The 13,738-nt window shown below is 33.4% G+C and carries 10 protein-coding genes; 2 read left to right on the top strand and 8 right to left on the bottom strand.

Annotation, left to right across the window (positions count from 1 at the left end; translation table 11 throughout):
• Window positions 1-27 precede the first annotated feature (27 nt).
• Complete coding sequence (locus tag RG22_RS17850; RefSeq protein ID WP_034041596.1) at window positions 28-1,266, top strand: cation:proton antiporter; 1,239 nt, start codon at window positions 28-30, stop codon at window positions 1,264-1,266.
• 9 nt (window positions 1,267-1,275) lie between these two features.
• Window positions 1,276-3,711: a helix-turn-helix domain-containing protein gene (locus tag RG22_RS05690; RefSeq protein WP_034041595.1), complete on the top strand. Its 2,436-nt coding sequence runs from the start codon at window positions 1,276-1,278 to the stop codon at window positions 3,709-3,711.
• A 326-nt stretch (window positions 3,712-4,037) separates the two neighbouring features.
• Here the strand turns inward: RG22_RS05690 and RG22_RS05685 are convergent, their stop codons facing one another.
• The 8 genes from RG22_RS05685 to RG22_RS05650 form a co-directional block, all read right to left on the bottom strand.
• Window positions 4,038-4,478, bottom strand: a complete 441-nt coding sequence (locus tag RG22_RS05685) for a heavy-metal-associated domain-containing protein (protein ID WP_034041592.1) — start codon at window positions 4,476-4,478, stop codon at window positions 4,038-4,040.
• A 35-nt stretch (window positions 4,479-4,513) separates the two neighbouring features.
• A complete protein-coding gene (locus RG22_RS05680) occupies window positions 4,514-6,283 on the bottom strand; it encodes an efflux RND transporter periplasmic adaptor subunit (protein ID WP_034041590.1) in 1,770 nt (589 codons plus the stop codon).
• A complete protein-coding gene (locus RG22_RS05675; protein ID WP_034041587.1) occupies window positions 6,280-6,996 on the bottom strand; it encodes a PepSY domain-containing protein in 717 nt (238 codons plus the stop codon). The genes RG22_RS05680 and RG22_RS05675 overlap by 4 nt, the downstream gene beginning before the upstream one ends.
• The gene (locus RG22_RS05670; protein WP_034041585.1) at window positions 6,997-7,581 is read right to left on the bottom strand and encodes a DUF2911 domain-containing protein; all 585 of its coding nucleotides are present in this window, start codon (window positions 7,579-7,581) and stop codon (window positions 6,997-6,999) included.
• 10 nt (window positions 7,582-7,591) lie between these two features.
• Window positions 7,592-8,326: a heavy metal translocating P-type ATPase gene (locus tag RG22_RS05665; protein ID WP_034041583.1), complete on the bottom strand. Its 735-nt coding sequence runs from the start codon at window positions 8,324-8,326 to the stop codon at window positions 7,592-7,594.
• Window positions 8,326-9,609 (bottom strand): TolC family protein, encoded by a 1,284-nt coding sequence (locus tag RG22_RS05660; protein WP_052143647.1) that lies wholly within the window; start codon window positions 9,607-9,609, stop codon window positions 8,326-8,328. The genes RG22_RS05665 and RG22_RS05660 overlap by 1 nt, the downstream gene beginning before the upstream one ends.
• Before the next feature lies 1 nt (window position 9,610).
• Entirely contained in the window at window positions 9,611-9,871 is a 261-nt protein-coding gene (locus tag RG22_RS05655; RefSeq protein WP_338062075.1) for a four helix bundle protein, read from the bottom strand.
• A gap of 84 nt (window positions 9,872-9,955) precedes the next feature.
• Entirely contained in the window at window positions 9,956-13,681 is a 3,726-nt protein-coding gene (locus RG22_RS05650; protein WP_034041580.1) for an efflux RND transporter permease subunit, read from the bottom strand.
• Between the last annotated feature and the right edge of the window lie 57 nt (window positions 13,682-13,738).

The raw sequence follows: 13,738 nt of genomic DNA, 5'->3' as shown, positions 1-13,738 counted from the left end.
ATTTTAGCGGAACTAAACAAAACTTCAATGGACGACTATTTTTTTATAATTACTGTTTTGGTAACGCTATCTGCTATTTTTGGTTACATAAACGTGCGGTTTTTAAAGTTGCCTAACACCATTGGTTTAATGCTTATCACAATTGTTTTTACTTTAGCAGTTTTTGCTTTAAGTTATTTTGATTCTACACTTTTAGATGCCGAAAAATACATTATTACTCAAATAGATTTTAAAGCCGTTTTGCTAGATGTCATGCTTAGTTTTTTGCTTTTTGCAGGGGCGTTGCATACTAATTTTCAGCAATTAAAAGTACAGCGTTGGCCCGTTTTTGTTTTTGCAACTTTTGGAGTAATTGTATCTACTTTCTTAGTTGGGACTGTGATGTTTTATATTTTGAAAATGATAGGGCTTGATGTCGATTTTATTTATTGTTTGTTGTTTGGTGCTTTAATTTCTCCAACCGATCCTATTGCAGTTTTAGGGATTTTAAAGAAAGCTGGTGTGCCAAAAAAACTAGAAGCTAAAATTGTTGGCGAATCGTTATTTAATGATGGTGTAGGTGTCGTTATTTTTCTAACTATTTTTCAAATAGCATCTTTTGGAAACGGTAATATTGAAACTTTAAATATTGTTAAACTGTTTGGACAAGAAGTTATTGGAGGCGTTATTTTAGGAGGCGTTTTAGGATGGATAACTTATAAGCTTTTAAAGACTATTGATGATTACGATATTGAAGTTATTATAACTCTTGCAGCAGTAATGGCGGGTACTGTTATTGCACATAAAATTCATGTATCTGCGCCTTTGGCAATGGTTACGGCAGGACTTATTGTTGGTAACGATACGGTTAGAGGGACAGCCATGTCTAAAATTACAGAGAATTATGTAGATAAATTTTGGGAACTTATTGATATTCTTTTAAATACCATATTGTTTGTGCTTATTGGTATGGAAATGCTTGTTCTAGCTTTTGATGGCAAATATATTTTGGCAGGATTAATTGCCATTCCTATTATACTTTTATGCAGATATGCATCACTTCTGTTCCCGATTAATTTTTTTAAAAAACGATTGGATTTTGTGCCGAAAACGAATTTAATTATGACTTGGGGCGGACTGCGAGGAGGTATCTCTATAGCCTTAGCATTAGGCTTAACTGAGGCTATGCAACGCGATTTGTTTTTAGTAATTACTTACATAGTTGTAGTTTTTTCCATATTAGTTCAAGGGTTAACCGTTGGGAAACTAGTTAAAAAAGTAAGCTAAGTATAAAAAATGGATGTAAATAACGAATTAGATTTAGCTTGGGATTTTGTAAACAATACAGACAGAAATGTGTTTCTTACAGGTAAAGCAGGTACAGGAAAAACCACTTTTCTGCATAAATTAAAAATGAAATCGTTAAAGCGTATGGTTGTGGTGGCACCAACTGGTGTGGCTGCTATAAACGCTAAAGGCGTTACTATTCATTCGTTTTTTCAAATGCCTTTTGGTCCTATTTTACCAGATGCAGAATTGAATAATTCTTCTAACTTCAACCGAAAATTTAATAAAACCAAAATCAATATTATCAAATCTTTAGATCTTTTGGTTATTGACGAGATTAGTATGGTTCGCGCCGATTTATTAGACGGCATTGATAAAACACTTAGGCGTTTTAAAAATAAAAACAAAGTGTTTGGAGGCGTTCAATTATTAATGATTGGCGACTTACAGCAATTATCGCCAGTTATTAAAGACAACGAATGGCAACTATTAAAGGCGCATTACAAAAATGCTTTCTTTTTTAGTAGCTATGCGTACCAACAATGCAACGCTGTTACAGTAGAATTAAAACATATTTACAGGCAAGATAATCCTAAGTTTATTGATATTCTTAATGAAATACGGAACAACACACTAACTCAAGCCTCGGCAGATGAGTTGAACAAACGCTATCAACCTAACTTTGTGCCAGATAAAAACGACGGTTACATTGCTTTAACAACGCACAACAATAAAGCAGAACAAACGAATCATTCCGAACTAGCTAAGTTAAAAACAAAGGCACATACTTATAAAGCTGAAATTGAAGGTAAGTTTCCCGATTATGCTTATCCTAATGACGAAAAATTAGAGTTAAAGGTTGGGGCGCAAGTCATGTTTATAAAAAATGATAGCTCACCAGAAAAACGCTATTTCAACGGAAAGATTGGTAAAGTGATTCTTTTAGATAAAGATGAAGTAGTGGTGAACTGTCCTGACGATGATTTTAACATTGTAACCACGCCAGAAATTTGGGAAAATATAAATTATACGGTTGATGCTGAAACCAAAGCCATTTCAGAAAACAAAATTGGGTCGTACACACAAATGCCTTTGCGATTAGCTTGGGCAATAACCATTCATAAAAGTCAAGGTTTAACCTTTGAAAAAGCCATTATAGATGCCCAAGGCGCTTTTGCTCATGGGCAAACCTATGTGGCATTAAGCCGATGTAAATCGTTGGAAGGTTTAGTTTTAAAAAGTAAAATAGATTCCAGTCAAATTATTAGCGATGTGAATGTGATATCGTTTAATAAAAGTGCTGAAGAAAATCAGCCAGATAAGAACATATTGCAACAATCTAAAGCTGAGTTTCAATTGAATTTAATAGCAGAACTATTTGATTTTTATAAGTTTTTATATCCTGTAGGGCGCATTTTAGATATTTATTATAAAAACAGAACTATTATTGAAGGGCAGGTAGAAACGCCTTTAAATACTATAAAAGAAGGCGTTGCTAGCTTATTGAAAATTGGCAATGGTTTTAAAGCGCAACTTAAAACATTGTCTGAATCTGCGGAAGCCCCAGAATCTAGTAAAGACGTTCAAGAGCGTTTTGTAAAAGCAATACATTATTTTAGTGAGCAAACCAAAACCACCATTAGTGAGCCTTTAAAAACCTTAGGTTTTACTACAGATAACAAAGCAATTGAAAAAGATATTAATAAACAACTAGACACCATAGAAGAATTATTAGCAGCCAAACTATTATACTTTCAAGGGTTGGAAAAAGGTTTTAATGTCAATACATTTTTAGAGCTGAGAGCAAAGTCTGTTTTTCTTGCTAAAGAGAAACCTAAGAAGCCCCGAAAATCAATAATTGACGGTACAACAAATATTGAATTATTTGAGTTGTTAAGAGTGCTTAGAAACGATATAGCAACAGAAAATGATTTGATTCATTATCAAGTGTTTACTCAAAAAGCTTTATACGAAATCTGCGAAACCTTACCCACTAATAAAAAAGAATTACTACAGATTAATGGGATGGGGAAAACCCGTGTAGAAAAATATGGGACTAAGATTCTAAAAGTTATTCATGCGTATTGTGAAGAAAACGATATTGAAACGACTAACGAAGAAGATTTGTTTGAAGCAGAAAAACCCAAGAAAAAACGAGGTGATACTAAAAAAGAATCTTTAGAATTATTTAAAGCAGGAAAATCAATTGACGAAATAGCGAATGATAGGGAGTTAAACCCTAACACCATAATGGGGCATTTGGCTTATTTTATTCCAACTGGTGAGGTGAAAATAACCGACTTAATTTCAGAAATACACTATAAAGAGTTGAAGGTACTTATTCCTAAACACAAATTTGAGGGGCTTTCAGATTTAAAACAGCAGCTAGACGATAAATATAGCTATGGCGAATTACGTTTGGTTTTGGATGATTTGAATAGATAGTGAGTATATTTAACGACAGATGATAACCAAATTTTGATATATTTAATAGCTGTCAAATGGAAATAATACCCTAAAAACATAATGAACATTTGTACTATAATGTACTGCGTTATGTAACTTGAGCTTTGGTTAAAAGCGAAAGTTGTTACTTCTGTTTTTCGAAAAAATTTATTCTCAAAAGTTTTTTCTGAAATGTTAATGGAACACTCTTTTTACGAAACGACGATAGGAGAGAAGTGGAATGTGTGTGGAATGGAATGTGCTATTGTAATTTTTAAAAAGAGTCTATCAAAATAATCACTTTCAATAGACCCTATTTATATTACTTAATTGTCGTGATTTGAATGGTCTTCCGATTTCATTTCACCTGATTGATTCATCATCATTTCGTGGTCGTATTTACAACAACCTGGTAAATCCTTATAGGCTTCTTCACTTCCAGCAACTTTTTCGGTATCATAACCTGACGCTGCTATTGCTTTATGAATTGCCATTGCATCTGTTTTGGTATCATCAAAAGATACATCAATTTTCTTTTTATCGACATCCCAATTGGCACTTGCTACACCATCTACTCCGTTTGCTGCTTTTTCAATCGTATTCTTACACATACCGCAATTACCTCTTACTCCAAAAGACAAGTCAGTCATTGCCATATCTTTTGAAACTCCTGTAGTGGTTGTTCCTGTTTCTTTTTTGGTTTCGTTTTTACAACTTGTAAAACCTAATGCTGCTATTACAGCTACACTTAAAATTACTTTCTTCATTTTTTAAAAATTTAATTGTTATTATTTCTGTTTAATTATTCTATTACTTGTTTTACTTCTCCACAGGTTAACATTGCTTCGCCAAAATATGGATTGATTACTTTTTCTTCTTTACTCAACCAATACGCACCTTTATTGTTATCTGCCATTGGGCAAAATTCTACATAGACTTTTTCATCGATTCCAAACAATTGTACAGCATTGATTAAATGTGAAGATAGATGTTTGAAATGGCTTCTTTGTTCCTTTAAATCTGTTGTTTTTGAAATAGCACTTGAAGAAGATTTTATCTCTTTTGCTAATGACATCCAATGGTTATGAGCTTCATTTTTTACTAATTTCATATCTACCTGACTCAAATTATCCAGTAAACTATTGGCATCTTTAGATACTTTGTTTGTGTCATCTTCAACTAATGCATCTTTTAAATTAATATAGCTTTCATAAACCTTATTTAACTGTTGTTGAAATGCTTTTGATACTTCCAAACGTTCTGTCATATTGGTATGCTCGGTTTCTTTTTTTGATGCATTATTATCCATTCCTAAATGTCCTTCGTGACCTGTCATTACTTTGCCACCATCTTTATTCATCATCGACTTCTTGCCTTGTAATTGAGCAGCTGCATCAACTGTAAATGTTCCATTGGTTACTATTTCATCACCATTATTTAAACCCTCTAACATCTCATAATTATTACCGATTTGATTGCCTAATGTAATCTTACGCATTTCAAAAACTGGTTGATTAGGATTAGCTTTTACATACACAACAGAACGTTCTCCTGTCCATAAAACAGCCGAAGATGGTATTGCTAATACTTGTTCTTTATTTGTATTGAGACCTTCAATCTTTCCTTCAACAAACATTCCTGGTTTAAATACATCCTTCTGATTATTCAAAACTACCCGTAAGGTTACAGTACGTGTTTTGGTATTTAAAATTGGGTCGATAAAATCTACTTTTCCTTTAAATTCATTATTAGGATAGGTATTGGTTGTTATCAAAACTTCCTGTCCTTTTTTAAACCGATCAATCTGATTTTCATAGACATCAAAATTTGCCCAAACCGTATTTAGATTAGCAATTTTAAGTAAAGGTTGCCCTTGTTTGATGTAATCGCCTTGCTCTACCAATTTTTCTGTAACTGTTCCTGAAACGGTTGCATAAACTGGAAAGTTTTCTTTTACTTTTCCTGTTTCTTCAATCTGATTGATTTGATTTTCAGAGAGCTTCCATAACTTTAATTTATTGCGAACTGCTTTGTACAAAGCAGGTTGCGATTCCTTTAATGAAGCTGCTGTAATCAGTTCTTGTTGTGCCGCATATAATTCTGGCGAATAAATGGTTGCTAATAATTGACCTTTACTCACTTTTTCACCTGTAAAACTTACATTTAGACGTTCTATTCTACCAGAAAAATAACTTACTTGTACTGCATTTGCTTTTTCGTTTTCAGCAATCTTACCTGATAGTTTTATGGCATTGCCTTCAACATTACTTTCACCAACTATCGTTGTCTGAATATTTGCTAATGCTATTGCATTTTCAGTTAGTTTAAATTGGTCTGCTGCCAAACCATCTGCGCTACTTTCGGCAGGAATTAAATCCATACCACAAATTGGGCAATCGCCTGATTCTGGTTGCATTATCTGCGGATGCATAGAACACGTCCACATTTGATTTGTTTCTGCTGTTTCAGAATGATTTCTTTCTGTTTCTTTATTTGATGAACCACCAAATAGTAACCAGCCTAATAGTAAGCCAACTACTAATATTGCTGAATAGATTACATATTTTTTCATTTCTTCTTATTTTTTCTCTTTAATAATTTTCTAATAGATGGTGACGATGTGTACCATAACAAAAATCCGCTTAACACAGTAATCAATCCTAAAAGTGAAAAAGCTCTTAATACTATTGTGTTAAAGTTATCTCGACCTTCGTAGTCCATCGTATGTGTCATCCATAAAAAATCAAACCAACGCCAACTACGATGCCTTACTGTTTGAAATTTCCCGTCTTTAATGGATACATAGGCTTTTAAAGCTTCATCTGACTTATAGGATATGACATAGGCTGGCAATAGTTTTTCTCTATATTCGTGGTGCTTACCTACCTCATCAATTTGTTCAATAGTATCTACTTCTAAACCATTTTTCATATTGTTTTTTGCAATATAAAGTGCCTCTTCTTTAGAAATACTATTTTTAAGATTTCCATTTATAGCATTATAGAGTTGTTTGTCATTAACCCAAAAGTAAGGTGTGTTGCTAATATCTCTTAACGCTATTGTATTAATACCTTCTGAAATATCAAGCTGTGAAGGACTTATAAGATTGTTGAACGCTTTAGATTTATACTCTAAATTTTTAAAGTGGTCGCCGTGTATATCGTCAATATCTGTCCAACTAAAGTATAATCCACTTATTGTCCAAAACAAAAACTGAATACCTAAAAACAAGCCTAAATAACGATGTGTTTTTCTTATTTTTAGTGCTGTATATCTATTTACCATTTATTGCAGTACTTTAAAATTGAAATTTATAAATACTTTTTCCCAAGCCAATGAAATACTACCATCTTCATCATTAATTTTATTGACCTTATACTCTAAATGTTCTGTTATTTCATTAGAAATTTTTGGCTGTACTTTAAACCTCAAAACATCATCCTTTTTGTCATATTCGTCTTTACCGTGTTGCTCCCAATTAGAATTGAATATAACTATCCATTCATCCTTTGAAGGAATTGTAAAGAATCCGTATTTGCCAGCAGGAAGTGTTTTTCCTTCAATTTGCAAATCCTTATTGGTCTCTATCCACGTTGCCATATGTGCTCCAGCTTGCCATACTTGGCCATAAGCCAATAAACCACCAAAAATGATTCTGTCCCTTACTCCTGGTGACGAATAGTCTATATGAATATGAGCATCGCCAACCATTGCCATAGCCGATGTGTGAGGGCTTAACGGTTTCTTTTTGGGCGTTTCTTCTTTATTTGTTTTTGTTTCTTGATGGCTGTGTTCTTCCTTTTTTTGCTCTTGGTTTTTACATCCCTTTAACAAAAAAGTAAAACAGAGTATTGCTAATAATTTTTTCATAGTTTAATATTTAAAAAACATTTGTTAACATTAATGTCGCCATTATAATCATAATAGCATTTTCTATAAATGTAGCTTCTGTCATAGGCAACTTTAGAGCAGTACCTAAACAAGCACATCGTATTGACTTTTTATCCAAGAGCGTTTTTGTTACTCCAATAGTTGTCATTCCTAATACAATAAGTGTTATTATTAAAGCAATATTGACTTCAAAACGCATTAAGAACATTAATCCTAAAGCTGTTTCAATAAATGGATAAACCCAACCATAAGCAGGTACTCTTTTTGCTAATGGGTCATACATTCTAAAAGAATCAGGAAAGTCTTTTAAATCTAACATCTTAAAGAAGCTAAACACGATATAAAATAAGCCCATAAAATCAAGCATAAACTCGCTCCAACTCCAATTTTTATAATGTAATAATATACTTGCTGTTGCGATATAAAAGATGATAAGCAAGAGTGGTTTTAATTGTTGAAGTTTACTTTTTTCTTCTTCGGTTTCAGTAGCTATTGTAGAAGATGAAAAGACATTTCGCTCTTTTTTTTCAGATAATGTATATTTTTCAGGTAATGCATTTTTTAAAGTTTCGGTTTCAATGAGTTGATTCATTGTTACTTCTGCTTCACTTCTTTCGAGATTTACCGAAACGTTTGAAACCTGTTCTAATTCGCCTAAATTCTTTTCTACGGAAGCCTTACAGTTGTTGCAGGTCATTCCTGTTATTTTATATATATGTTTCATTATTGCTGTGTTAAATAATTAATAATCGTGGTTTGTATATAGTAAGTCCAAACAGACTCTATTTGATTCATTTGAAACTTTAATTGTAGTTCTTGAATATCCAAAACATCATTAAAATCAATCGTTCCTGTTTCGTAGCTTTTTATTAAAATATCCTCTGCATCTTTGGCTTGTTTTAAGTTCCTGGTTTGCGTAGCATAACTTATTCTTGCAGAAATACGTTCATTAATCGCCTTGCTTAAAAGCGTTTCCAAAGTGTTTAATCGTTCTTGTTTTTGAGCGGTTATTTCTTGCTGTTCTAACTCATTTTGCTTGGTTTGGGATTTATATTTTTTATTAAAAATTGGGATGGATACCGAAACCATTGGCATCACAATATCTTTACCGTTATCCGAGAAATTCATATCTGGCCTTGGCTCTACATTGATATAATCTAACCCAAAACCAATCATAGGACTGCTTTCTTTTTGGTTTAGTAATTCTGATTGCTCTATGGATTGATATAGTTTATCATACTTCAACAATTCAGGATGCAATCCTAAATTTTCAGTAGTGATTTCAGAGTCTTCTGAAGGCATCATTAAACTCTCTACCACAGTAACAGCAGTATCATTTTCCCTATTCAAAAGGTTATTCAAATTCGTTTGTTCTGCTAAAAACTGTTGCCTTAAAACATCTTTTAGTTGTTGCATTTCATTTTGACGCATTTGTAATCGCAACACATCTACAGCAGATGCTTTACCAACCTCAACAGAGGTTAGTGCTAATGTCTCATAGGCTTCCAATAGTTTAATGTTTTCTGTTAGCACCTTTTGTTTTGCTTTATTGGCATATAAATTATAATAGGATTGTGATACAGAAGCTATTAATTTTCTTTTGGCTATAACAATATCCTCATATTTAGCATCAGCTAATGAACTGACATAATTTTCACGTGAAGTAATCGTGCCAAACCACGGTAACATTTGTTTTGCTGATACTTTAAAGCGTTGCGCTCCTGTTCTCGTTTCTGGTTCGCTTACAAAATAACCTACACCAAATTCAGTATTAGGAATCGTATTGACTTCGTTCACTTTTTCTGAAACTCTTTTGTATTGCAACTCGAATTTTTGAATCTCTGGATTGTTTGCCAAAGCTTCATCAATGAGTGTTTCCAGTTGTTGAGCGTTTGAAAAGTGAAAAACGAAAAACGAAAAACTAAAAATTACCAGACTTTTTATATGAAAAGTGGAAAGTGGAAAACCAAAATTGACTTTCTTGTTTGTTTGTATTAACGTTTTCATTTTAAATATTAGATTTAGATGTTTTAATTGAGCTCACTAGCATTGCAACTAATTCTTTGTTTAATGCATATTGATTTTCATACTGTTGCGTTTGAACATAATTAGTATCTTTTAATAAATCCAACCAGTATAATGTTTCGTTAGCTTCTTTCAGAGCTATACTCATTTTATTAATAAAGTCTTTTTTACTTTGAGCAAATTCAGCTTCACGAATTAGTGCTCCAATAGCAGTTCCACTTCTTAAAAGTTGTTTGCTTAACACATATTCTCTTTTTCATTTATTAATGATTGAGATAGTTTTACAATTAATATTGCAAAAGCATAACTCTTGTCTTTTAAGATACTTTTACTCATAACTTTTCACTTTTAGTTTTTCATTCTTCACTTTTAACTCGGATTTCCAGCTGTATAATACTGGCACTACAAACAAGGTGATTAATGCGATTAGCATGCCTCCAAAACTTGGTATTGCCATTGGTATCATAATATCGCTTCCTCTTCCTGTAGAGGTTAGTACTGGTAACAATGCTAAAATGGTCGTAGCAGTGGTCATTAAGCAAGGTCTGATACGTTTTTCGCCAGCTTCTACTATCGAGGCTCTAATTTCTTTTCTGTTTTCTGGTTTGTTTCGGTCGAATGTTTGCGTTAAATAGGTTGCCATTACAACTCCATCATCGGTTGCAATTCCGAAAAGAGCAATAAACCCAACCCAAACCGCTACACTTAAATTAATGGGATGCATTTGAAATAGGTCTCGTAAATTCTCACCAAAGAAATTGAAGTTTAAAAACCAATCTTGACCATAGAGCCATATCATTATAAATCCACCTGCAAACGCTACTGCGATACCTGTAAATACCATTAATGAGGTTGCCACAGAACGGAATTGGAAATACAGTATTAAAAAGATAATTGCCAATGCTAACGGTACAACAACAGATAGTGTTTTTTCTGCTCGTAATTGATTTTCATAAGTTCCTGTGAATGCATAGTTGATACCTTTTGGTACTATTAGCTCACCAGAATCTATCTTTTCTTGGATTAGTGCTTGTGCATTTTCAACAACGCTTACTTCTGCAAAACCATCTAATTTATCAAACAAGACATAACCTACTAAAAAGGTGTCTTCACTTTTTATCACTTGTGGTCCTTGTTCGTATCGAATGGTTGCCAATTCGCTTAATGGAACAGGACTTCCTTTTTCAACTGGCACATAAATTTGTTGTAAGTCTGTTGGATTTGCTCTTAATTCTCTTGGGTATCGCACACGAACACCATAGCGCACACGACCTTCAACCGTTTGTGTTAAAACCATACCACCAACTGCGACTTTTAATACGTCTTGAACATCTTGTATAGAAATTCCGTAACGTGCAATTTTCTCTCTATCAATATCAATTAACAAATACGGTTTACCAACAATACGGTCTGCAAAGACAGCTTCTTTTTTAACACCTTCAGCTTCCTTGATAATATTTTCTAATTGTACTCCAAACGCTTCAATTTGTTTTAAGTCTTGACCTTTTACCTTTATTCCCATAGGTGCTCGCATTCCTGTTTGAAGCATTACCAATCGGGTTTCAATAGGTTGTAGTTTTGGTGCTGACGTAACTCCAGGTAATTTGGTAACTCTTACAATTTCATTCCAAATATCGTCTGGTGATTCGATTTCTGGTCGCCAATTACGGTAGTATTCGCCATCGTCATCTTCGATTAGTTGAGAGCTTTTGACTGTGGTATAAGCAACATTTTCGGAATTATTTGGATTAGAAATAAAACGACCATCTTTTAATTCAAACAAACCATTCTCATTTACTTTGTAGCGTTGCCTTTCTCCATCTGCATTCAGCATGTATTCTGATTTATACTGAATGATGTTCTCATACATTGATAGAGGTGCTGGGTCTAACGCTGATTCTGTTCTTCCTGCCTTACCAACTACCGTTTCAATTTCTGGAATACTGGCTACTGCCATATCCAATTGCTGTAAAACTCGTTTGTTTTCTTCCACACCAGAATGAGGCATTGAGGTTGGCATTAGTAGAAATGAGCCTTCATTTAAGGATGGCATAAACTCTTTGCCTGTGTTCTTCATAATGAAAAACCCTGCAATTACAATAGCTGTTGGTATAGATAGAAACAATAATTTATTATCTAAACACCACCTTAAAATACGTGTGTAATATTTAATGAATAATGAGAAGATGCCTAACAAACCAAAGCATATAACACTTACAAAAATGAGATTCCATAAGATACTTTTATCAACACCTAATGGCCTCCAATATTCGGCTAACAGGAATACTATCGCAGATGCTGAAATAATGATATTGATAAGATTAGTTTGTTTGTCTGTTATCTTATTTTGAAGATTGAGAAGTGCTGTAATTCCAAAAGCTATCAAAATCAATCCTAACCAATACCCAAAGACTATTGCTACGATTCCTAAAGCTATTAAAACACCATTTAAAACATATTTAAAAGTGTTTTTAATGCTTTTCTTTCTGAATAAAAATGCTGCAAATGGCGGGATTAAAAATAACGCGACAATAATAGATGCTGTTAAAGCAAAGGTTTTTGTAAAGGCTAATGGTCTAAATAATTTTCCTTCTGCACCAATCATTGTAAATACAGGAATGAAACTTATTATTGTTGTCATTACTGCGGTAACAATTGCACCAGATACTTCGGCTGTGGCGTTATAAACTACCGTATTAACGGGTTTTGCTCCGTCATCTTCACCCAAGTGCCTAATAATGTTTTCTGAAAGTATGACACCAACATCGACCATTGTACCAATAGCAATTGCAATACCTGATAAAGCGACAATGTTTGCATCTACACCAAAGAACTTCATAGCTATAAAAACCATTAAAACCGCAACTGGTAGTAGTCCAGATATAAGTATAGATGCTCGAAGATTGAATACCATAATGATAATGACCAAAATGGTAATTAGTATCTCTAATGTTAAGGCTTCATTGAGTGTACCTAACGTTTCTTGAATCAATTCTGTTCTATCATAAAATGGTACTATGGTGACTTGTGATGTCCTACCATCTGCTAATACTTTTGAAGGTAAGCCTGCACTTAATTCATTAATTTTTTCTTTTACATTATTAATGACTTCCATTGGGTTTGCTCCGTAACGCGCTACTACAACAGCACCTACAACTTCTGCACCTTCTTTATCTAATAATCCACGTCTGGTTGCAGGACCTAATGATACTTTTCCAATATCTTTAATTCGTATTGCTGTATAATCTTCGGAAGTAACGACTGCATTTTCGATGTCTGAAATAGATTTCACATAACCTAAACCACGTACTAAATATTCTGCATTATTAATTTCAATAGTTTGTGCACCAATGTCTTTATTACTTTCCTTAACTGCTTTTACAACGTGATGTAATCCAATATTATATTGACGCATCAATTCTGGGTTCACATCTACTTGGTATTCTTGAACATAACCACCAATTGAAGCTACTTCAGAAACTCCACTCGCAGAGGATAGCGCATATTTCACATAGTAATCTTGAATACTTCTTAATTCTTGTAAATCCCAACCACCAGTTACATTTCCGTTTTCATCACGTCCTTCAAGTGTGTACCAAAATATTTGTCCTAATCCTGTGGCATCTGGACCCAAAGCAGGATTAATACCTTCAGGTAATAAACCACTTGGTAATGAGTTTAGTTTTTCGAGAATACGACTTCTACTCCAGTAAAATTCTATGTCTTCTTCAAAAATGATATAGATACTTGAGAAGCCGAACATAGACGAACTACGAATGGTTTTTACTCCTGGAATACCGAGTAGGGAAGTGGTTAATGGATAGGTAATTTGGTCTTCAATATCTTGAGGTGAACGACCATCCCATTTGGTAAATACGATTTGTTGGTTTTCACCTATATCTGGAATAGCATCTACTGCAACAGGATTACTTGGTAAAAATCCTGTATCCCAATTAAAAGGTGCGTTTACAGTTCCCCATCCTATAAACAGGACAAGCATTAAAACAGCAACGAGTTTATTTTCTATTAAAAATTTGATGCTTTTATTTAGCATTGGCTTTGATAATTAAACAATTAAACAATTAGACAATTAGACAATTAGACAATAGTG

Origin of the sequence: Wocania ichthyoenteri Th78, from assembly GCF_000789235.1 — a bacterium.
Lineage (GTDB): Bacteria > Bacteroidota > Bacteroidia > Flavobacteriales > Flavobacteriaceae > Wocania_A > Wocania_A ichthyoenteri.
The sequence above is the reverse complement of the archived record's forward strand: the minus strand, read 5'-3'. Positions and strand labels throughout refer to the sequence as shown.

Excerpts from the sequence above, each read along its gene's own strand:
- RG22_RS17850 (WP_034041596.1), top strand. The coding sequence starts at position 28 with ATGGACGACTATTTTTTTATAATTACTGTTTTGGTAACGCTATCTGCT.
- RG22_RS05690 (WP_034041595.1), top strand. The coding sequence starts at position 1,276 with ATGGATGTAAATAACGAATTAGATTTAGCTTGGGATTTTGTAAACAAT.
- RG22_RS05685 (WP_034041592.1), bottom strand. The coding sequence starts at position 4,478 with ATGAAGAAAGTAATTTTAAGTGTAGCTGTAATAGCAGCATTAGGTTTT.
- RG22_RS05680 (WP_034041590.1), bottom strand. The coding sequence starts at position 6,283 with ATGAAAAAATATGTAATCTATTCAGCAATATTAGTAGTTGGCTTACTA.
- RG22_RS05675 (WP_034041587.1), bottom strand. The coding sequence starts at position 6,996 with ATGGTAAATAGATATACAGCACTAAAAATAAGAAAAACACATCGTTAT.
- RG22_RS05670 (WP_034041585.1), bottom strand. The coding sequence starts at position 7,581 with ATGAAAAAATTATTAGCAATACTCTGTTTTACTTTTTTGTTAAAGGGA.
- RG22_RS05665 (WP_034041583.1), bottom strand. The coding sequence starts at position 8,326 with ATGAAACATATATATAAAATAACAGGAATGACCTGCAACAACTGTAAG.
- RG22_RS05660 (WP_052143647.1), bottom strand. The coding sequence starts at position 9,609 with ATGAAAACGTTAATACAAACAAACAAGAAAGTCAATTTTGGTTTTCCA.
- RG22_RS05650 (WP_034041580.1), bottom strand. The coding sequence starts at position 13,681 with ATGCTAAATAAAAGCATCAAATTTTTAATAGAAAATAAACTCGTTGCT.